At 64.1% G+C, this 21,293-nt stretch carries 19 protein-coding genes; 14 read left to right on the top strand and 5 right to left on the bottom strand.

What is annotated here, in order from left to right; genetic code table 11:
• Positions 1-135: 135 nt before the first annotated feature.
• The 6 genes from AC25Y4_RS13555 to AC25Y4_RS13530 all read left to right on the top strand — a co-directional run bounded on the left by AC25Y4_RS13555 (position 136) and on the right by AC25Y4_RS13530 (position 7,824).
• On the top strand, positions 136-1,149 hold the full coding sequence (locus AC25Y4_RS13555; RefSeq protein WP_488120956.1) for a LacI family DNA-binding transcriptional regulator: 1,014 nt from the start codon (positions 136-138) through the stop codon (positions 1,147-1,149).
• Positions 1,150-1,469: 320 nt separating this feature from the next.
• Entirely contained in the window at positions 1,470-2,807 is a 1,338-nt protein-coding gene (locus AC25Y4_RS13550) for an ABC transporter substrate-binding protein (RefSeq protein ID WP_488120955.1), read from the top strand.
• Between the two features lie 82 nt (positions 2,808-2,889).
• Positions 2,890-3,840, top strand: a complete 951-nt coding sequence (locus AC25Y4_RS13545) for a carbohydrate ABC transporter permease (protein ID WP_488120954.1) — start codon at positions 2,890-2,892, stop codon at positions 3,838-3,840.
• Positions 3,840-4,796: a carbohydrate ABC transporter permease gene (locus AC25Y4_RS13540; protein WP_488120953.1), complete on the top strand. Its 957-nt coding sequence runs from the start codon at positions 3,840-3,842 to the stop codon at positions 4,794-4,796. The genes AC25Y4_RS13545 and AC25Y4_RS13540 overlap by 1 nt, the downstream gene beginning before the upstream one ends.
• An 86-nt stretch (positions 4,797-4,882) precedes the next feature.
• Positions 4,883-6,394, top strand: a complete 1,512-nt coding sequence (gene arfA / locus AC25Y4_RS13535) for an arabinosylfuranosidase ArfA (RefSeq protein WP_488120952.1) — start codon at positions 4,883-4,885, stop codon at positions 6,392-6,394.
• Positions 6,395-6,501: 107 nt separating this feature from the next.
• Positions 6,502-7,824, top strand: a complete 1,323-nt coding sequence (locus AC25Y4_RS13530; protein ID WP_488120951.1) for an FAD-binding protein — start codon at positions 6,502-6,504, stop codon at positions 7,822-7,824.
• A gap of 1 nt (position 7,825) precedes the next feature.
• Here the strand turns inward: AC25Y4_RS13530 and AC25Y4_RS13525 are convergent, their stop codons facing one another.
• Positions 7,826-8,482: an NUDIX domain-containing protein gene (locus tag AC25Y4_RS13525; RefSeq protein ID WP_488120950.1), complete on the bottom strand. Its 657-nt coding sequence runs from the start codon at positions 8,480-8,482 to the stop codon at positions 7,826-7,828.
• A gap of 89 nt (positions 8,483-8,571) precedes the next feature.
• Here AC25Y4_RS13525 and AC25Y4_RS13520 point away from each other — a divergent pair, with 89 nt between their 5' ends.
• Complete coding sequence (locus AC25Y4_RS13520; RefSeq protein WP_488120949.1) at positions 8,572-9,684, top strand: serine hydrolase domain-containing protein; 1,113 nt, start codon at positions 8,572-8,574, stop codon at positions 9,682-9,684.
• A 28-nt stretch (positions 9,685-9,712) separates the two neighbouring features.
• On the opposite strand, the gene AC25Y4_RS13515 is transcribed toward AC25Y4_RS13520, so the two are convergent.
• Positions 9,713-10,726: a DUF2804 domain-containing protein gene (locus AC25Y4_RS13515; RefSeq protein ID WP_488120948.1), complete on the bottom strand. Its 1,014-nt coding sequence runs from the start codon at positions 10,724-10,726 to the stop codon at positions 9,713-9,715.
• A 140-nt stretch (positions 10,727-10,866) separates the two neighbouring features.
• On the opposite strand from AC25Y4_RS13515, the gene AC25Y4_RS13510 reads away from it, so the two are divergent.
• From AC25Y4_RS13510 to AC25Y4_RS13485, 6 genes are all read left to right on the top strand, one after another.
• The gene (locus AC25Y4_RS13510; RefSeq protein ID WP_488120947.1) at positions 10,867-12,069 is read left to right on the top strand and encodes an ROK family transcriptional regulator; all 1,203 of its coding nucleotides are present in this window, start codon (positions 10,867-10,869) and stop codon (positions 12,067-12,069) included.
• A 62-nt stretch (positions 12,070-12,131) separates the two neighbouring features.
• Positions 12,132-13,478 (top strand): extracellular solute-binding protein, encoded by a 1,347-nt coding sequence (locus tag AC25Y4_RS13505; protein WP_488120946.1) that lies wholly within the window; start codon positions 12,132-12,134, stop codon positions 13,476-13,478.
• Between the two features lies 1 nt (position 13,479).
• Positions 13,480-14,556: a carbohydrate ABC transporter permease gene (locus AC25Y4_RS13500; RefSeq protein ID WP_488120945.1), complete on the top strand. Its 1,077-nt coding sequence runs from the start codon at positions 13,480-13,482 to the stop codon at positions 14,554-14,556.
• The gene (locus AC25Y4_RS13495; RefSeq protein WP_488120944.1) at positions 14,556-15,380 is read left to right on the top strand and encodes a carbohydrate ABC transporter permease; all 825 of its coding nucleotides are present in this window, start codon (positions 14,556-14,558) and stop codon (positions 15,378-15,380) included. The genes AC25Y4_RS13500 and AC25Y4_RS13495 overlap by 1 nt, the downstream gene beginning before the upstream one ends.
• 4 nt (positions 15,381-15,384) lie before the next feature.
• Positions 15,385-16,659, top strand: a complete 1,275-nt coding sequence (locus AC25Y4_RS13490; protein WP_488120943.1) for a 6-phospho-beta-glucosidase — start codon at positions 15,385-15,387, stop codon at positions 16,657-16,659.
• On the top strand, positions 16,647-17,663 hold the full coding sequence (locus AC25Y4_RS13485; RefSeq protein WP_488120942.1) for an N-acetylglucosamine kinase: 1,017 nt from the start codon (positions 16,647-16,649) through the stop codon (positions 17,661-17,663). Before AC25Y4_RS13490 ends, AC25Y4_RS13485 begins: the two co-directional genes overlap by 13 nt.
• 51 nt (positions 17,664-17,714) lie before the next feature.
• On the opposite strand, the gene AC25Y4_RS13480 is transcribed toward AC25Y4_RS13485, so the two are convergent.
• Entirely contained in the window at positions 17,715-19,097 is a 1,383-nt protein-coding gene (locus AC25Y4_RS13480; RefSeq protein WP_488120941.1) for an FAD-binding oxidoreductase, read from the bottom strand.
• A gap of 268 nt (positions 19,098-19,365) precedes the next feature.
• On the opposite strand from AC25Y4_RS13480, the gene AC25Y4_RS13475 reads away from it, so the two are divergent.
• Complete coding sequence (locus tag AC25Y4_RS13475; RefSeq protein ID WP_488120940.1) at positions 19,366-19,713, top strand: hypothetical protein; 348 nt, start codon at positions 19,366-19,368, stop codon at positions 19,711-19,713.
• Between the two features lie 81 nt (positions 19,714-19,794).
• Here AC25Y4_RS13475 and AC25Y4_RS13470 read toward each other — a convergent pair whose 3' ends face one another.
• The gene (locus AC25Y4_RS13470) at positions 19,795-20,463 is read right to left on the bottom strand and encodes an HAD hydrolase-like protein (RefSeq protein WP_488120939.1); all 669 of its coding nucleotides are present in this window, start codon (positions 20,461-20,463) and stop codon (positions 19,795-19,797) included.
• A 92-nt stretch (positions 20,464-20,555) separates the two neighbouring features.
• A complete protein-coding gene (gene nucS / locus AC25Y4_RS13465; RefSeq protein ID WP_488120938.1) occupies positions 20,556-21,251 on the bottom strand; it encodes an endonuclease NucS in 696 nt (231 codons plus the stop codon).
• Positions 21,252-21,293 lie beyond the last annotated feature (42 nt).

Genomic DNA, 21,293 nt, shown 5'->3' with positions numbered 1-21,293 from the left:
AGCGCCGCGCAGGTCGTGCGATCCGGCCTGCGCGGCTACGCATTCCGGAGGTTGTATGGTCGGGGGACGCCGGGATGGAGTATCCCGGCGCTGTACGTCACAGCATCAGGCGTGAAGCAGGCAGGGGATAACCGCGTGGCAGCCACCCTTCACGACGTCGCTCGCGTTGCCGGGGTCTCGATCAAGACCGTCTCCAACGTGATCAACGACTTCCCGCATGTGCGTGCGACCACCAGGACCAAGGTGCTCGAGGCAATCAACGAACTCGGCTACCGGCCGAACCTGTCGGCCAGGAGCTTGCGGTCCGGCCGAACCGGGGTCATCGGCCTGATTGTGCCCGAACTGCGGCTCAGCTATTTTGCCGAGCTGACGGATGCCGTGATCAAGGCCGCAGAGCGCCAAGGCCAGGTCGTGCTGGTCGAACAGACCAATGGCGATCGCGCACGGGAACTCGAAGCGTTGACCAGCCCACGGGTGCAGTTTTCCGATGGCGTGCTCTTCAGCCCTCTCGGCATGGGGAGTGAGGACGTGGCGGCTCTGAACGTCTCGTATCCGCTCGTGCTGCTTGGTGAGCGCATTTTCGGCGGACCGGTCGATCACGTCACGATGCAGAACGTGCGCGCCGCGCGCGCTGCGACGGAGCACCTCATCGCACAGGGCCGGCGCCGCATCGCCGTTGTCGGCGCACACGAGGGCGAGGTCATCGGCTCAGCCGGCCTTCGCCTGGCCGGCTACCGCGAAGCGCTGGACGCCGCCGGCATCGAGTTCGACCCAGCGCTCATCGTGCACACGACGCTCTGGCACCGGGCGAACGGGGCAACGGCAATGCGCGAGCTACTGGCGTCTGGGGTGGCATTCGATGCGGTCTTCGCACTGAATGACACGCTGGCTCTCGGTTCAATGCGCGTGCTCCAGGAGTCGGGTTTGACGATCCCAGCGGATGTCGCCGTGATCGGTTTCGACGACCTGGACGAGGCCCGATATACCCTTCCAGCCCTGTCCACCATTGATCCGGGGCGCACGGAGATCGCGGAGACGGCGGTGCGTGTGCTGCTCGAACGGATCAGCGGAACGCGCGTTGACCAGGCTCCACGCGAGTTCCTGGCCGACTTCTCCGTGGTCGTCAGGGAATCGTCTGTGGCGGTCTAGCTCGATTGCGCCAAGTTTCCCTGGCGGCTTGACAGCACGCGAATCCCTCAGCAAAATGTCATTACAACGTTTACTTACAACGTTGTAAACGGGACGCGACCGAGGAACAATTCCTCGTCACGCGGCATCCAGTCGAATGAACCAGACCGAATCAAGGAGGATTCGCACCATGCAGACCACCCGCACGGTTTCGCACGCTTCCTCGACTCTGGACCCTCATTTCGCGCTCCACGTGGCGCTGCCCGGCTAAGCACTTCAGTATCCGCAATCGCAACCAGACAACGGTGTCCATTCCACCGCGAGAGGAAAAAATCCACACCATGAAGTCATCCAAGATCATCGCAGCAGCCGGCGTATTCGCCGTCGCAGCAGCGGCACTCACCGGCTGTGCATCCGGCGGCTCCGCAGAAGCCGCGTCGTGCACCAACAAGATTGTCAATGCCGACGCCAAGCAGGTCACCGTGTGGGCCTGGTACCCCGAGTTCGAGCAGGTCGTCGACCTGTTCAACAACACGCACGACGACGTACAGGTCTGCTGGACCAACGCCGGTCAGGGCAACGATGAGTACACCAAGTTCTCCACCACCATCGAGGCCGGCTCTGGAGCCGCTGACGTCATCCAGCTGGAGAACGAGGTGATCTCGAGCTTCAGCATCCGCAAGGCACTGGCCGACATCTCCGAGTACGGTGCGGCAGACGTGAAGGACAACTACACCGAGGGTGCCTGGAAGGACGTCTCAAGTGGCGACTCCGTCTACGCGATCCCGGTCGACAGCGGGCCAATGGGCATGCTCTACCGCAAGGACATCTTCGACGCCAACGGCATCGCGGTTCCGACGACGTGGGCCGAGTTCGCCACGGCAGCGGCGCAGCTCAAGAGCTCAGCTTCCGGGGGCGTTCTCGTCAACTACCCGACCAACGGCCGCGCATTCAACCAGGCCCTGTTCGCACAGGCCGGTTCGACGCCGTACGTCTACGACAACTCCACGCCAACCGAGGTCAGCATCGACGTGAACGACGACGCGTCGAAGAGCGTTCTCGCCTACTGGGATGGCCTGATCAAGGACGGCCTCGTCACGACCGACGACGCCTTCACCGCTGACTACAACACCAGCCTCGTTGACGGCACATATGCCGTCTACCTCGCTGCTGCCTGGGGACCCGGCTACCTGCAAGGCCTCTCCGACGCGGATGCCGACGCCGAGTGGCGCGTTGCCCCGCTGCCGCAGTGGGACGCATCCGCTCCTGTGCAGGCCAACTGGGGTGGCTCGAGCTTTGTCGTGACCAGCCAGGCCAAGGATGCCGAAGCCGCCGCAATCGTCGCCAAGGAGATCTTCGGCACCGAAGAGGCCTGGAAGATCGGCGTTGAGAAGAGCGGACTGTTCCCCACGTACAAGCCGGTTCTTGACTCCGACTACTTCGCCAACCTGGAGTACCCGTTCTTCGGGGGACAGCAGATCAACAAGGATGTCTTCCTGAACGCCGCAGCCGGCTACTCCGGCTTCACGTTCAGCCCGTTCCAGAACTACGCATTCGATCAGCTGACCGAAGAGCAGTACGCGATGGTCCAGGGCGAGAAGGACTCTGCGCAGGCACTCGATGACTTGCAGGACAGCCTCGTGAAGTACGCCACGGAGCAGGGCTTCACCGTCAAGTAGCTCGAACCATGGGTGCCCGGCCCGTCAGCCATCGTCCGATGGGCCGGGCACCGTTTTACCTTTCAGAGCAGAAAGAAAATCCATGACCAGTCACACACTGCAGGCAGCGAAACCCCGTTTCGCCCGCCGCACTGCCGGCACAGGCGGCGGAAGCAGGATCGACCTCAAGCGTCAGCGCTGGGGGTGGCTCTTCGTCGGGCCGTTCGCCCTCGTCTTCCTCTGCTTCCTCATCGTCCCGCTCTGTTACGCATTCTGGATGAGCCTGCAGACCTCGACGCTGGCCACCGGCACACAGTTCACCTGGTTCGCCAACTACGTCAAGGCATTCACAGACCCGATCTTCCTTGAGGGTCTGGGCCGGGTGGCGTCGTTCGCGTTCATCATGATCCCGGCACAGATGCTGGTCGCACTCATCGCGGCGCTCGTGCTCGACAACCTGACGACCGCGCTCTCCAAGTTCTCTCGCCTGATGATCTTCGTGCCGTACTCGATTCCCGTGGTCATCGGTGCGCTCATGTGGGGCTTCCTCTACAGCCCGCGCTTCGGGCCGGCAGCCGACCTGTTCTCGCTGGTCGGCCTCACCGCCCCCGACTTCCTCAGCCAGAGCGCAATCTTCGGCAGCCTCGTCAACATCGTGACCTGGCAGTGGGCCGGCTACTACATGATCATCATCTACTCGGCGCTGCGCGGAATTGATCCCTCTATCTATGAGGCCGCCCGCATCGACGGCGCGAACGGATGGCAGACAGCCACCCGCATCAAGGTGCCGATGATCAGCTCGTCGATGGTCATGGTGCTGATCTTCGCGCTCATCGGAACACTGCAGTTCTTTACAGAGCCGCAGGTGCTCCGCAGCATCGCCCAGGGCGCGATCCCTGTCTCGTACACGCCGAACATGTACGCGTACACCCTCGCGTTCTCATACAGCCAGTTCAACTACGCGTCTGCTATCGCGTTCTCGCTCGGCATCGTGGTGTTCATCGGCTCGTTCATCTTCCTCTTCCTCACGCGCAAGCAGAGCGGACTCAAGTAATGGCGCTCATAACCTCGGCCCCGGCTCCGACGGCATCCGACACGTCGACGACCACCTCTGCCCGGCGCATCCGCTCAGGTCGTGGCGGAAAATCGACACAGGGGCGCAATGGCGGCCGTCGCATCGGCTCGCATGTGCTGCTGATCATCCTGGTGATCTACTTCATCACTCCGCTGTGGTGGCTCATCGTTGCCAGCACCAAGAGCAACTCGGGGCTCTTCGCCGGCAGCGGTGGAGCGCTCTGGTTCGACGACAACTTCGCATTCTTCGACAACATCGCCGGACTGTTCAACCACCAGGGCGGCATCTACTGGCGCTGGCTCGGCAACTCGTTTCTCTACGCATTCGCCGGGGGACTGGGCGCCACCATCCTGTCGGTGATGGCCGGGTATGGGTTCGCCAAGTACCGCTTCCGCGGTCGCGGTGCGTTCTTCACCGTGCTGCTTGGCTCCGTGATGGTTCCGCTTACCGCCCTGGTGATCCCCACCTTCATGCTGCTCAGCCAGTTCGGCCTGATCAACACGATGTGGGCGGTCATCCTGCCCTCACTGCTCAGCCCATTCGGTGTCTACCTCATGCGTGTCTACACACAGGACGCCGTGCCGGACGAGATGCTCGATGCGGCCAGGGTCGACGGCGCCGGCGAGATCCGCATCTTCTTCCAGGTGGCACTGCCACTGCTACGCCCAGCGCTGGTGACGGTGCTGCTGCTCTCGGTCGTCGGCACGTGGAACAACTTCTTCCTGCCCCTTGCCGTGCTGAGCGACCCGAACCTGCTCCCGGTCACTCTCGGACTCAACCGTTGGACGGCACTGTCCAACGCGGGCTCCGGCGGAGAACAGGTCTGGAACCTCATTACGACGGGCTCGTTCATCTCCATCCTGCCGCTGGTGCTCTCGTTCCTCTTCCTGCAGCGCTACTGGCAGGGCGGCCTCTCGCTCGGCAGCATCAAGTAATCCGTCGCGATGCTGGCGCACCGGCCCGGCATCCGCTAGTTTCACGCACATATTCCACATTTCGAATACGAACCAGAAAGCTCACTATGCCTACCGCACGCCTCACCCTCGACCCACACTTCACGGTCGGGTCCATCAACCGCCGCCTGTTCGGATCGTTCGTCGAGCACCTTGGTCGCTGTGTCTATGACGGCATTTACGAACCTGGCCACGCCAGCGCAGACAGCGAGGGGTTCCGCCAGGACGTCATCGACCTCGTCAAGGAGCTCGGCGTCTCTGCCATTCGCTATCCAGGCGGCAACTTCGTGTCTGGCTTCCGCTGGGAAGACAGCGTCGGACCGAAGGCAGAGCGGCCCAAGCGCCTCGACCTCGCCTGGCACTCGACGGAGACCAACGAGGTCGGCCTGCACGAGTTCTCCTCCTGGCTGGAGAAGGTTGAGAGCGAGCTGATGCTGGCCGTCAACCTCGGCACGCGCGGCACGATGGAAGCACTCGACCTGCTGGAGTACAGCAACATCCGCTCTGGCACCGCCCTGTCCGACCAGCGGGTGGCAAACGGCAAGACGGATGCCTTTGGCATCACGATGTGGTGCCTCGGCAACGAGATGGACGGCCCGTGGCAGGTCGGCCACCGCTCGGCGGAGGACTACGGCAAGCTCGCGTCGCAGACGGCGAAAGCGATGCGGATGGTTGACCCGTCAGTTGAGCTGGTCGTCTGTGGCTCGTCGAGCGCACACATGCCGACGTTCGGTGAGTGGGAGCGCGTCGTGCTCACCCACACCTACGAGGATGTCGACTACATCTCCTGCCACGCGTACTACGAGGAGAAGAACGGCGACCTCGGCAGCTTCCTCGCATCCGCTGTGGACATGGACCGCTTCATCGAGTCGGTCGTCGCGACGGCAGACCACGTCAAGGCCGTCAATGGCAGCGACAAGACGATCAACATCTCGTTCGACGAATGGAACGTCTGGTACCTGGACCGCTACCACGACGTCGACAAGATCGAGGGCATCGACAACTGGCCGGTGGCCCCGCGCCTGCTCGAGGACATCTACTCAGTGGCCGACGCCGTGGTCTTCGGCAACCTGATGATCTCGTTGCTAAAGCACGCCGACCGCGTGACCAGCGCCTCGCTGGCCCAGCTCGTCAACGTGATCGCCCCCATCATGACCGAACCGAACGGACCGGCCTGGCGCCAGACCACCTTCTTCCCGTTCGCGCTCACCTCCCGCCTGGCGCAGGGCACCGCGCTCAGTGTGAAACTGGAATCCGACACGTACACGACAGAGGTCTACGGCGAGGCTGCCCTCGTCGACGCCGTCGCGACCCACGACGCGGAGACCGGCAAGACGGCCGTGTTCCTGGTGAACCGCAGCCAGACCGAGGAGGCGACCGTCACCATCGACATCTCGGCTCTCGGCGCTGTGTCTGTGTTCGAGGCGCAGACGCTGTCTGACGCAGACGTCAACGCAAAGAACACGCTGGATGACCCCGAACGGGTCGGCCTGCACGTCAACGACTCTCCGGTTATCGGCGATGGCAGCATCACGGTGACGCTGCCGGCCGTGTCGTGGACGGCGCTCGAACTCGGCTAAGGCCAGGCTCGACCGGGCGAGTGGTCGATCGCGTGTAGCGTGATTGACGGTACTCGCCCGGCTGGTGTCGGCGTGTGATCTCGCGCACAGACAAGACAGAACGGCGGATGAACGTGACATACCCAGAGGCAACCTCGGTTTCCACGCCAGTGCAGAACTGGGCAGGGAACCTGCAGTATCGCGCCGCGGGGGTCGAAGAACCGACCACCGTCGACGAGGTGCGGCATCTGGTGTTGACCGCGTCCCAGGCCGGCACCACCGTTCGCGCGCTGGGCACCCGGCACTCATTCAACGACATCGCAGACACCGATGGCATCCAGATCTCCACCCGGCTGCTCACCGGGCCCATCAGCCTCTCGGCTTCCGCCGCGGCCGGCGATGCGGGCACCGTCACGGTTGGCGCCGGCATCCGGTACGGCGAGCTCGCCCTGTGGCTGGAAGAACGCGGACTCGCCCTCGCCAACCTGGCCTCCCTGCCGCACATCTCCGTCGGGGGCGCGATCGCAACCGGAACGCACGGTTCGGGTGATGGCGTTGGATCGCTCGCGGCATCCGTTGTGGCCCTGCAACTCGTTGACGGCACAGGAGAGGTGCGCCACCTCGACCGCACCCACCCGGATTTCGCCGGCGCCGTGGTGGCGCTCGGCGCCCTCGGCATCGTCACGCAGGTCACCCTGTCGGTTGAGCCGAGCTTTCAGGTCGCCCAAACCGTCTACCAAAACCTGAGCTGGGATGCCCTCCTCGGCAACTTCGACGCCATCACCTCTGCCGGATACAGCGTCAGCGTGTTCACCCGGTGGGGCGAGGCCGTCGACCAGGTTTGGGTCAAGCGTCGCGTGGATGCGGCCGACTCGGCCGATAGCGGAGCCGCGTCCGACACGCTCCTCGACGCAGCAGCGGCGACCGTCTCGCTGCATCCGCTGCCAGGCGTGTCAGCCGACAGTTGCACGCCGCAGCTGGGCGTCGCCGGGGCCTGGCTCGATCGCCTGGCGCACTTCCGCCTCGCCTTCACGCCGAGCAACGGGTCTGAGTTGCAGAGCGAATACCTCATTCCGCGCAGGCATGCGGCGGCCGCCATCACCGCCCTGCGAGAACTGGCCGATCTCATCCGCCCCGAGCTGCAGGTGACGGAGCTGCGCACCGTTGCAGCGGATGACCTGTGGCTGAGTTCGTCGTACGGCACCGACGTGCTCGGCATCCACTTCACCTGGCTGGCGCACCAGCCGGAGGTCGAAGCGCTGCTGCCCGTGATCGAGCGGGCGCTCGCACCGTTCGCAGCACGACCGCACTGGGGAAAGCTCTTCACGCTCGAGGCCGGAGAACTGGCCGCGCTGTACCCGCGCCACAGCGATTTCCGGGAGCTCGTTGCCAGCTACGACCCGGCCGGTGTCTTCGGGAACGCCTATCTGGACCGGGTGCTTGGCCGGTAGGTCATCGACCAGAGAACGGTCCTGACAGTGCTGCCCACTGCAGCAGCATGATCGTCTTCGCGTCGACGATGTCGGTTCCGATGGCGGCGAGGGCCTCGCTGAAGGGCAACTCGACCACTTCGATGTCTTCGCCCTCGTCGGCGAGTCCACCACCGTCACCGGCTCGGGTTGCCGCGCTGTATGGCGCCGCGTAGAAATGCAGCTTCTCGGTAACGGATCCAGGGCTCATGAATACGTCGAAAACGTGCTCGACTGTTCCGACCTCGTGGCCGGTCTCCTCAATGGCCTCGCGCCGAATCGCTTCCTCCGGCGCGTCATCATCGAGCAGCCCGGCGGCCGTCTCGAGCAGGTTCCCATCTGGGTGACCGTTGACGTACGCCGGGAACCTGAACTGCCGCGTGAGGATGACGCTCTCGTGCTCGAGGTCGTAGAGCAGGATGGTGGCGCCGTCGCCCCTGTCATAGGTCTCGCGTCGCTCCGTACTCCAGCGGCCGCTTCGGTGCCGATAGTCGAACGTGGTCGAGCGCAGCACGTACCAGTTGGCGGAGAGCAGGGTCACATCGCGAACGACGACGTTGGCATTGCCAGCCAGGTCACGGCCCGTGAGGTGCAGGCCTGTCCGGCCACGGGCATCCGGTTCGTCGATTCCCTGGGTCATGGGGCTGGGGCTCTCTTTCGTCTGGAGCTGTAACCGTGCGCTCGGAATTCGCTATCGTTCTCTGGAAGTCTGACATCGGGGGAGCGGTCGTGAGTAATGACATCGACGTGAAACAGGTTGCGGGCCGGACGGCTCCGGGATTTGAAGCGGTCGAACGTGCATTCACACGCCTGGTCGCCAGCGGAGCCGAGCCTGGCGGGCACGTCGAGGTCTGGCAGAGGGGCGCGCCTGTGGTGCAGCTGACCGGCGGAACCATTGATGTGGCTGGTGGCCTCCCCTGGACAGAACGGACGCTGGTCCAGGTCTATTCAACCGGCAAGCCGTTCGCGGCCCTCGCAGCGCTGTCGGCGGTACACGCGGGGCTCCTCACCCTTGACGATCCCCTCTGCACCTGGTGGCCGGAGTACGGTGTCGCCGGAAAGCATGCAACGACTCTGCGCGATGTGCTCAGCCATCGGGCAGGGCAGCCGGCATTTCCAGCGGATGCCGCGCACATCCCTCCTGTGGACAAGATGGCATTGATCAAGGCGCTGGCGAGTGCGGCTCCAGAGTCTGTACCAGGGGTTGTGATCGCCGAACACGCACAGACGTACGGACACCTGATCGATGGCGTGCTCGCGGCGGTGGGTGCACCTGATATCGCAGCCTTCAACCGCACACTGGCTGATCGCCTTGGCATCCAGCTTCGGTTCGGGCTGGACGCCGATGAGTGCGAGCAGGTCGCAGAACTTGAAGTTGTCCTGCCCGGCTGGACGGACGGGTACCGGCAGCACGACCTCGGCGCCCGCGCGCTTGATCGCCCAGCGCACCTGCAGGATCCGCAGTTCCTGAATTCCGAAGCGTGGCGCCGTAGCTCGTTTCCGGCCATCGGATTGCACACGGACGCCCGCTCACTGGCGCAGTTCTACGATGACATCGGGCACGCGGACGGCATCGTGCAATCGATGCTCGGCGACGGACTGTTTCACGAATTCAGAGCGGCCCAAGCCGTTGGGTTCGATGCATTCGTTCGTGACGACGTGGCGTGGTCACTGGGGATGCGCGTCGACGGCGGCGAATACGGCATGGGTGGCCTCGGCGGAAGTGCCGGCTGGTACTCCCAGACGTACGACTATTCGATGGCCTATGTCACTCGAGGGCTTGGCGATCACGCCAGGGTCGACGAGCTCGCCGATGCGGTCGAGGCCGCTCTCGCCCGCTGAAACGGATGCCGCATAGACCGCTGGCTGGTTACCAGCGGTTCTCGACGTGTTCTGCCCAGCCGACCAGGCCGTCAACGCTCACGACGGTGTCGTCGTCAAGGGTGATGGTGCCGGTGTAGTGCCCGAAGCACTGGTGGGTATTCGAGGCGATGACGACTGCGTTAGTGGCCGCCTTCCGCTCGAAGAATGGCGTGAAGGTGACGTCAACGCTCTCACCGGTGATACGCCACGGCTTCATGAAATCGGCCTGGTCGTATGCCCAGTCAAGTTCTTCGCTGATCTTGTGCAGGTGGCCGTCGATGACGATGGAGTTCTCTGTCGAGCCAGACCCGACGGTCCACTTGCCGCCGATCTGCAGACCGATCACACGGCCGTCGACCTCGCCGGATCCTGCACCCCAGTTCCAGGTCATGGAGTATGGCCAGCGGCCGCGCCCGTGGTCAAGAACGGCCCACGACTCGCGGAGCGGGATGTCGAACTCGGTGCCGTCGACAGTGATGCTGCCGCGTGCCCGCAGCGCGACATCCTTCACGGTGTACTGGAAAAGGCGCCACGACCATGGCACGACCACGCCGAGTGCCTCGTGGTTTCGGGGGCGCTCCACCACGATGTCGAGCGTGATGCGATCGGTTGACACCTTGAGGCTGGTGCCGCCGTCGACCTCGTCGATGTCGATCGTGAGGTCTGTGGCGCGCACGGTGGCCGGGCCGCCGCGCAGGGTGCCTGGCAGTTTCACGCCGCGGGAGAGCGGAGCGATCACGACGCGGTCGACCTCGAGGCCGGTTGCCCTGTCGCGGACCCACACCTCACTGAGGGTGGCGTAGTCGAGCGTGGACGCCGTGATGCCGATCAGGTGGGTTGGGGTGATGATGCCCCAGTACTCCCAGCGCTTGTTTCGGCCCCAGCCGAAGAATCCGCGACCGATCTGATCGGTGTTGTGCCAGGGATGCCGAGACCAGCCAACGGCCATCTTGTTCAGCTTTCCGGAACCCAGGCTGAGATCAACGGGGGCAATGATCTCGTGTTCGACGACGTTCTGCATCTTCACACCTTAAGGCCGGGTAACGGTTTGGTTTCCGAGGTGTAAGTCGTGTCGTCCCCTTTACTGTTAGGAAACTTTCCTGTTACATTGCCTGACACCACCGAATTCTCACTGCGGATGAACGTCACACGGAGCTAGCAATGCCAACGAAGACAGTCAGAGGCACACCGTCGTGGCTTCGCGCCACGAACGATCGCACCGCTCTTGCCCTGCTCCTGGAGCACGGGCCGCTCACCCGCAATCGCATCGGTGAACTGTCGGGGCTGTCGAAGCCGACGGCATCCCAAATGGTATCCAGGCTCGAAGACGCCGGGCTGATCCACTCCGCAGGAGAAGTGTCCGGTGGCCGCGGCCCGAACGCCGCCAGCTACAGTGTTCGACTCGATCGAGTGCTCGGCGTCGCCATCGACATCAACGGGTCACTCATCAGGTCAACCTTGGTCGATGCGTCAGGACGCGAGCACCCTGTCGTGGAGCGGATGCTCTCTGCCTCCTCGAAGGAGCGGTCTGCGATCAGCGACGTGCGGGGTGCGATCGAGGCCGCCTGCGACGCGAGCGGAACCGATCCGGCATCCGTTCACTTGGTGTGTATCGGCGTGCAGGCATCCATCGATCCCCGCACCGATGAGCTGAGCTTCACCGACACATTGCCCGGCTGGCCGCGCAAGGGTGTGCACCAGCATCTTGAAGATGAACTCGGCTGTACCGTCATCATCGACAACGACGTCAACCTGGCCGCCGTCGCTGAACGCCACAGCGGGCGGGGTGCCGGTGCGTCGGGATTCGCGCTGCTCTGGATGGGTGCCGGCCTCGGCCTCGCCGTCGACCTCGGAGGCGCGGTGCACAAGGGTGCCGCAGGAGGAGCTGGGGAGATCGGTTACCTGCCAGTGCCCAAGGCGGCGACGGCACTCGACCCAGAGGCCGATGACCTGCAGGACCTCATCGGGGGGCCAGCGGTTGTGCGGCTCGCGCGCGAGGCTGGGCTGCGGGCCAGGAACTACCCGACCATGCTCGACCACATCGAAACGGCGAGAGGGCGCGAGGCGCTCCTCGCCGCATTGGCGCCGCGCATTGCGCTCGGCGTCATCCCCGTTCTCGCTGTCCTCGACCCTGAGGTCGTCGTTCTCGGCGGCCCGACCGGCATCGCGGGTGGCGATCGCCTCGCCGAACTGGTGCAGGCAAACATCAGGCGGGCCTCTCGGTGGTCGCCGCGCATTGTGGCATCCGCTGTCAAGACGAACCCGGTACTCCGCGGTGCCCGCGAAGTTCTCATGACCGAAGTACGCAACACCTTGCTCGGTGACGCCCTGCACGATCACACGCGTCTCGTAACACCCCAGTAAATTCCGCGCCGCATGCGTCATCGACTGATGTGACGGTGCGGCCTTAAGCAAAGGGTAGAGAAATGAACAAGCGAACTGTCAGATTTCAACTGATGGCCGTGGCGGCGCTGGCAACGACTGCGACGCTTGGCCTCTCCGGCTGCACGGCAGGTGCAAGCGGCAGCGACTTCGATACCACCACGCCCACCGATCTGTCAGGGACCGTGTCGTTCTGGCACTTCTTCTCAGATCGTGAGGCGGATGTCATCCAGTCGGTGGTCGACGACTTTACCGCGGCCAACCCCGACGTCACGGTCAATGTGCACTCTGGGCAGGATGACGAGAAACTCCGCAAGGCGATCTCGACGGGAGACACCGTCGATCTCGGCCTGTCGTACTCCACCGACATCGTCGGCAACTTCTGTTCGACCGGCGCATTCCGCGACCTTGGCGACGTCATCACGCGCGACGACATCGACATGAGTCAGTTCACAGACACCGTCAAGAGCTACACGGAGTTCGATGGCACCCGCTGTTCGATGCCGGTTCTCGCGGATGTCTATGGCCTGTACTACAACAAAGACCTGTTGGCGGCGGCCGGCTACACCGAACCGCCCAAGACGCTCTCAGAGCTCGAGGCCATGGCGGATGCGCTCACGACCTACAACGCGGACGGCTCCATCAAGACACTGGGGTTCAACCCCACGATGGGCTGGTACGAGAACACCCCCGCGCACATTGGCCCTGCGGCCGGAGCCGAATGGTTGAACGCCGACGGCACCTCTGCCATCGGCTCAAGCGAGGCATGGCCGGAGCTGATCACCTGGCAGACCGAGTTCGTGCAGAAGATCGGCTGGGACAAGCTCAATGCGTTCACAGCGGGGCTCGGCCAGGAATTCTCGGCAGACAACGCATTCCAGACCGGGCAGGTCGCGATGAACATGGACGGCGAGTACCGCACGGCGTTCATTGACGACCAGACGCCGGACCTCTCATACGGCACAGCGCCATTCCCAACTGCCGACGGCCACGATGACCTCTATGGCGGCGGATACATCACGGGCAACATAGCCGGTATCTCCAAGGGGTCGAAGAACCCAGAGCTGGCCTGGGCGCTCTTGAAGTACCTGACCACAGACACGGATGCCATCGTCAAGCTGTCCAACGGACTGAAGAACGTGCCGACCACCCACGATGCGCTCACCTCGTCAGATCTGGAGGTCTCGACGCAGTTCCAGACCTTCCTCGACATCGCCGAGAGCCCGAACACGACGACCACCCCGCCGAGTCCGCTCGGCGCCGGCTACCAGCAGTCATTCCAGGACTGGTGGAACATCTACCAGTCAGACCCGTCAGGTGACCTGGGTGCTGCACTGACGGATGTCGACGCGCAGATCAACGATTCCCTCGCGCTCGTCAGCGGTCCGTAACATGACGAGCCCCAGCGCGGACGCGGGGCGGGCGGCAACGACCGTTCGCCCTGCCGACGCCGAAGTCGTCGCGAGCGGTACCCGCCCAGACTCGACAGGCAAGCGCGCGACGGGCGCGGGCAGCACCGTCACCAGCGGCACGCGCACCCCGCACTATGCCAGGCGCAAGAAGCTGGTCACCCTGGCGCTGCTCAGCCCAGCCCTGCTCGGACTCGTGATCTTCTTTGTGTACCCGCTCATCGCATCCGTTTTCTATTCCTTCACGCGCTACGACCTGGTGTCGCCGCCGGAGTGGATTGGACTGCGCAACTACGAGTACCTGTTCACGAAGGACCCAAAGGTCTGGATCGCGGCGCTGAACACCGGTTGGTTCGTCGTGATCATGGTGCCGGTGAAGATCGCGTTCGCGCTGCTGATTGCTGGCTTGCTGGTTCGGGCGCGCACGGCGTCTGGGGGCTGGCGCACGCTGTTCTACCTGCCGGCGCTGGTGCCGCCCGTGGCATCCGTTGTCGCGTTCGTGTTCCTGTTCAACCCTGGGACGGGGCCGGTGAACCAGATCCTGGGCTTCTTCGGCATCCAGGGTCCGCTCTGGTTCAACGACCCGGCCTGGTCAAAGCCGTCCCTGCTTCTGCTGGCGATCTGGGTCATGGGTGACATCATGATCATCTTTCTGGCTGCCCTCCTTGACGTGCCGCGCGACCAGTACGAGGCCGCGTCCCTCGACGGGGCGAACGGCGTGCAGCAACTGCGTTACGTGACGTTCCCGAACATCACCCCCGTGCTGTTGTTCGCGGCGGTTACCGGCGTGATCGCCGCCTTGCAGTACTTCACCGAAGCGGCTGTCGCCTCTGGCGTCGCCTCCGGCAAGGCGGTGGTCGGTGAGGGAACGGGCAACAACCTTGGGTATCCGGGCAACTCGCTGCTCACCTATACGGAATGGCTGTACGTGCGCGGATTCAGCCAATACCAATTGGGCTACGCCTCGGCGTTGGCCGTGCTGCTGTTCATCGTGTCGAGTGTTGTGCTCGTGCTGCTGCTCCGCCGGTTCAAGGCATTCACCCCGGAAGGCGCTTCCTGATGACCAGACGTGGTTTTTACTGGATAGCCGAGCATGCGTTGCTCGTCATGCTGGGCGTGCTGTTCATCGCGCCCATCATCTTCGTGGCGCTCACCTCGCTCATGTCGAGCAAGCAGACGCTCACGGCGTCGCTCTGGCCGGATCCGTTCCAGTGGAGCAACTACACAGAGGTCTTCACGCAGGTGCCGCTGATGCAGTGGTTCGGCAACTCGGCAATGTACGCGATCCTGGCGACCGCGTTCATGCTCGTCTCCAGCGTTCCTGCGGCGTATGTGCTCGCGAAGATCAAGTTTCGGGGCGCCAACGTGCTCTTTACGGCGATCATCGTCGCCATGCTGTTGCCGCCCCAGGTGACGGCGATCCCTGTGTACGTGATGTGGTCGAACCTCGGACTCACCGGCACACTCTGGCCGCTCATTCTGCCCAACCTGCTCGGCGATGCGTTCTCGATCTTCCTGCTCAGGCAGTTCTTCCTCACCATTCCGAAGGAGTACGCGGATGCCGCGCGCATCGACGGCTGCGGGGAGTTCGGGGTGCTGACCAGGGTCATCATCCCGATGTCGAAGCCGGGTATCGCGGCAACCGGCATTTTCATGTTCTTCCATTCGTGGAATGACTACTACGGACCGCTCCTCTATACGTCTGAGAACCAGGCGTGGTGGCCGGTGGCATACGGGCTTGCCTCCTTCAGGGGTATTCACGGCACGGACTGGGGCCTGACAATGGCGATGACCATGCTGGTGATGGTTCCCGTCGTGCTCATCTTCTTCTTCGCCCAACGCGTTTTCGTTGAGGGCATCACTCTGACCGGCGTAAAGGGATAGTTCAATGAAACTCAGTGTTGTTGGTGGCGGTTCCACGTACACCCCGGAACTCATCGATGGGTTCGCCCGGCTGGCGTCATCACTGCCCATCGAAGAGCTGTGGCTGGTTGACACCGATCCAGATCGGCTCGCCCTGGTGGCAGGGATGGCCCAGCGGATGTTCGCTGCCGCCGGACACCCCGGCAGGGTCATTCCGACGCTTGACCTCGTTGCGGGCGTCTCTGATGCCGATGCGGTCCTCATCCAGCTGCGCGTCGGTGGGCAGGCCGCCAGGCACGGTGATGAGACGTTCCCCCACGCGGCCTGCTGCATCGGACAGGAGACGACGGGGCCAGGCGGATTCGCCAAGGCACTGCGCACGGTTCCGGTCGTGCTGAACGTGGCCGATGCGGTGCGCAGGCACGCCAAGCCCGACGCGTGGATCGTGGACTTCACCAACCCCGTCGGTATCGTGACGCGGGCGCTGTTGAACGAGGGCCATCGTGCGGTGGGACTGTGCAACGTGGCGATCGGCTTCCAGCGACGGTTTGCCCATTTGCTCGGTGTCGATCATCGTGCGGTACGACTCGATCATGTCGGGCTCAATCACCTGACCTGGGAGCGCTCCGTGTGGGTGAGGGACGGCGCAGGAGCAGAACGTGACGCGCTTCCAGAACTCATCGGACGGCACCTCCCTGCACTTGCCGAGGAGATCGAGCTGCCGGCGTCGCTTATATCCCTCTTGGGGAATGTGCCGTCGTACTACCTGCGCTATTACTACGCGCACGATGAGGTGTTCCGCGAACAGCAAGGCGCGCCCAGCAGGGCAGAGGCGGTTCTCGACGTTGAGAAAGCGCTGCTCGAGATCTATGCCGATTCAAGCATGAACACCAAACCGGAGATCCTGAGCCAGCGCGGCGGTGCGTTTTACTCAGAGGCCGCCGTCGACCTGATCGCCTCTCTCACGGGCGACCGCGGGGATGTGCAGGTTGTGAACCTGCAGAACAATGGGTCGCTTTCATTCCTGCCGGATGACCACGTCATCGAGGTGTCGGCGACGGTTGGTGCCGACGGCGTGCGCGCCCTGCCGATCGCCCCCGTCGATGACGACATACGTGGGCTCATTTCGCACGTGGCCGGCTACGAGCGCCTCGCCCTCGACGCCGCGATTCACGGCGGACGTGACCGGGTGTTGCGCGCCATGATGGCGCATCCGCTGGTTGGGCAGTTCGACCGTGCGGAGAAGCTGACCGATCTGTTGCTCGCTGAGAACAGCAGGCACCTGGCATGGGCACGCTGATGAATGCACAGGGCGAGGCAGTGACCGTGGTGACTGCGTCATCGGGCGCCATCGTGATCGCCATCGACGGAGGCGGTTCCAAGACCGATGTCTGGGCGCTTGAACTCGACGGTTCGATTGCTGCGACGGCGCGCGGTGTGGGATCCAATCCCCAGTTGAGCGGGGTGGAACCCGTCATCGAGCTCATCGACGATCTGATCGGTCAGGTGATGCGCACGGTCGGGGAACGCCCGATCCTGCAGACGGCGGTCTATCTCTCTGGGCTGGACCTGCCGCTGGAGATCCAGACGTTCCGAGCGGCCATCGCGTCGCGGAGCTGGGCGACGGGAGCGACAGGTCGCCCCGCCATCGTCGAGAACGATCTCTTCGCGCTCCTCCGTGTCGGCGCGGATGAGCCAGACGCCGTAGCGCTGATTTGCGGCACCGGCATCAACTGCATCGGCGTTCGAGCGGATGGCGAGCAGGTGCGGTTCGCGGCCCTCGGTGCGATCTCCGGGGACTGGGGCGGCGGATGGTTCCTGGGGGAGCGGGCGCTGTGGCATGCGGCACGGGCGGTCGACGGACGTGGCCCAGACACTGTCCTGGTGGAAACCGTGCCCGATGCGTTCGGGCTTGGCTCCATCGCAGAGGTGACGGAGGCGCTGCACTTCGGTCGACTGGCGTCTGGCGACCTGGCCAGCCTCAGTCCGACGCTGTTCGCTGCGGCATCCGCTGGTGACGAGGTGGCCATGGGGGTCGTCGATCGCCAGGCGGAGGAGATTGTGCTCATGGTGACGGCGGCACTCACCCGGCTGGATCTGCTGGAGACATCCGTTCCGGTCGTGCTTGGGGGCGGGGTTCTCGCCGCGGAAGACAGCCGGCTGTTGGGGGCGATCGCACGCGGCCTGGCCCAGCGCGCACCGCAGGCGCACATTCGGTTGGTCACGGCTGCACCCATCACGGGCGCCGCCATGCTGGCACTCGAAAGCGTTGGCGCGCACGCCGCAGCACACGACCTGGCGTGAGGAGCCGCCTGCGCGGGCTGGGGCTGGGGCTGGGTTTGGGTTTGGGTCTGGTCAGGCGGGGTCTGGTCCGGCCGGCTTGATGTTCTGGTTCAGGTGGAAGAGGTTGCCTGGGTCGTATGCCGCCTTCACCTGGGTGAGACGGGCGTAGTTGCCGCGGTAGTTTTCCGCGATGCGGCCCTGGTCATCGCTGTCCATGAAGTTGATGTAGCCGCCGGGGGACGCGTAGGAGTGAAGTGCGTTCCAGTACGCCCTGGTCCAGGCGATGTTGGCCTCGGTGTCGGCCGGGTCGGTCCACTGGCACGCGACCGTTGGCGAGAAGTCCACGTCGCGGTAGGGGAACGCGGTGTCGGCGGCGCCGATCCTCTGCACGGCGCCATCGATGGGGTAGTAGTGATTGGCCGTTTGGAGGCTCGGGATTGTGCGCCCGAACTCGTCCATGACTTTCACGACGTCATCGGTGATGGCGGGGAGGAAATCCGCCTTCCAGTACCCCAGCATGCCTTTCGGGTTCAACGCGTCGAACATGGTGTTCAACGCCGGGTACGGGATCCTGGCCAGGAAGGAACCTGCAACCGGCGCGAATCCCAGCAGCGGATCCCAGCGGCTTTGTCCCTCGTCGAGCGACCCGGCCCAGGCGCCGCCAAGCACCACGACCGGCTGCCCGTGAAACTGCTCCGGCAGGAAGGGAACGGGTGGCCCCTGGTGGAAGCCAAGGAAGACACCGAATTCCTCGGGGGCGTCCGCGATGAACTCTCGGTATGCCCGCGCGACCGCATCCGTATGCTCTGCTTGGAATATAACGACACCGCCGTAGATGTCGGCGACAGGGTGCAGGTCAAACTCCAGTGACGTGACGGCCCCGAAGTTGCCGCCGCCGCCACGGAGAGCCCAGAACAGGTCGTCATTCTCTGTGGCGCTGGCCGTGACGAAGCGGCCATCGGCGAGGACGACATCCGCTGACAACAGGTTGTCGCACGACAACCCGTACTTGCGCGACAGGTATCCGATGCCGCCGCCGAGCGTCAGGCCGGCGACGCCGGTCGAGCCGATGATGCCGCCTGTCGTGGCCAGCCCGAACGCATGGGTCGCATAGTTGAAGTCGGCCCAGGTTGCGCCGCCCTCTGCCCTGGCCGTCGAGGTGGCCGGGTCGACGCGGACGCCGGAGCGGTTGACGAAGTCGATGACGATTCCGTTGTCACAGGTGCCGAAGCCTGGGGCGCTGTGACCGCCGCCCCTGATTGCCAGCGGCAAGCCGCTGTCCCTGGCGACGTTGACGCCTGTGATGACGTCAGCGACCTGGGCGACACGAAGTATGGCGGCGGGGTGTTTGTCGACCATGCCATTGAACACGGCTCGTGCCGCGTCGTACTCGGGGTCTTCGGGGGCAATGACCTGGCCCCGCACCTGCTCACGCAGGGTTTCGACGATGCTCATGACGATATCCGTCCGTGTGTGAATCACAAGGATTCGACGCCTCGGTTCTGGGCGGAGAACCCGACCCTGCCGGGAATCAGGCGGTGGTGGCTTCTGCGAATGGGTGTGTCGTGACGGCGGAGATACCGATGGTCGCGGCTTCGGATGATCGCATGATCGACCCGGTGAGGAACCAGTGCGACTGGCTCCGCCATCGAGATTAGACCCGCCGGTGACAAGCGTCAACGAAGTGAAGCGGATACTATGACACGGTACACAGGGAGACCACATGACACGCATTGAACCAGAGTTCGACAAGGTGCTCGATGCCTTGACCAAGCGCCGCGCCCGCGAGCTGTCCACAGGCCGGCCGACGCAGAGTGACCTCGCCATGGCCAGGCTCGTCGTGCTGCGCGACCTGCGCGATGCAGTGGTCAAGGAGGAGCTTCCCCGGGCAACGCAGGATGCCAGGGGCCTCGGCATCCAGTTCAAGGCACTGCAGGCAGCGCTCGGGCATGCGTCGCCAACCACGATTCAGATGTGGGCGAAAATGGCGGACGAACTGCCGCCAGAGCCAGAGCCAGAATCTGAGGACACTGCTCAAGCCGACGGTGACTCCGCTGACACGCAGAAATAGCCGACGCACAGAAATAGCCCAGCCGATAAGTCGGCTGGGCTATCTCAGGTGCGGGCGTCAGCCTGCGGTGTCAGGCATCCGTTAGCCGAGCAGCAGCTTTCCAAGCTGGTCGGCCGAGTGCACGACGGCGGTGGCGTCTGCGGCTTCGGCTGGAGAGCCGTAGCCCCACTCCACCAAAATGGCGGGCACACCGTTTGCGGCTGCGCCTTCTGCGTCGTAGATGCGATCGCCAACCATGACGGGGGCGCTGAGGTCAACACCCTTCGCGTCGAGGCGGCGCAGGGCTTCGGCGACGACGTCGGCCTTGGCGCTGCGGGTCTCATCTTCTGAGGCGCCGACGATGACCGTGAAGTACTTGGCCAGGTCGAAGTGCTCCAGAATGCGGATGGCGTTCAGTTCTGGCTTGCTCGTTGCAAGGGCGAGCGGGATGCCCGACTCGTAGATGCGCTCGAGCAGGCCGGCGACCCCTGGGTACACGGCAGTGTCGAGTGATGCGTCACCCGAATAGTGGGCGCGGTAGACCTTGACGGCGGCGAAGGCCTCATCCATGGTCATGCCGGCGTATTCGCGGAAGGCTGCGACCAGTGGCGGGCCGACGTAGGCCATCAGCTCTGCTTGGGAGGGAACCGCACGACCAAGGGTCGTGAAAGTGTTTGTCAGGGAGTTCGTGATGCCGGGAGCGGAGTCCGTAATCGTTCCGTCAAGATCGAAGAGGATCGCACTCCACGTGCGTGTCAAAGTGGGATTCACTTGCCCAATGTTAGGGGTGGATCCTGTGCGGACCCGTGCATTTGGCGTGTCCGGCCCCGGTTGGGGGCGCGGGGAGCCTGCGGCTGCGCGTCCTAGAAGAGGCGCGACTGCGTGTCGTCGAGGCCCCGCATGGCGTCGTAGTCCAGCAGCAGGCAGCGGATGCCGCGATCCTCGGCCAGCGTCCTGGCCTGCGGCTTGATTTCCTGGGCTGCGAATACACCCTGAACGGGCGCGAGGTGCGGATCGCGGTTCATCAGCTCGAGGTAGCGGGTGAGCTGCTCGACGCCATCGATGTCGCCGCGGCGCTTCAGCTCGACGGCGACGGACCCACCGGACGCATCGCGGGCCAGGATGTCGACGGGGCCGATGGCCGTCATATATTCACGGCGCACCAGGGTGTGCCCGTCGCCCAGCAGGTGGATGTTGTCGGCCAGCAGCTTCTGCAGGTGGGCTTCGACGCCCTCCTTGATGAGGCCTGGGTCGATGCCGAGTTCGTGGGCAGAGTCGTGCAGCACGTCGTAGATGCTGACGATGAGCTGATCGGCTGTCTTCGCGTGGGTGACGGTCCAGAGGGCCGTGATGCCGGCATCCGCTTGGTCGGAATCGGGCGCCTGCTCACTGAGTGAGCACGGGGGACTCATCCAGTTGAGTGGCTTGTATGACCCGCCGTCGGAGTGGATCAGGATGCTGCCGTCCGACTTCAGCATCAGCAGCCGGGTGGCAAGGGGAAGGTGCGCACTGAGGCGACCGGCATAGTCAACGGAGCATTTAGCAATTACGAGGCGCACCCGTCGAGCTTAACCGAGCATTGCTGGGGAAATCTCCGCTGG

It is taken from the genome of Leifsonia sp. Y878, assembly GCF_057669685.1.
This window is presented reverse-complemented; position numbering and strand designations above follow the sequence as displayed.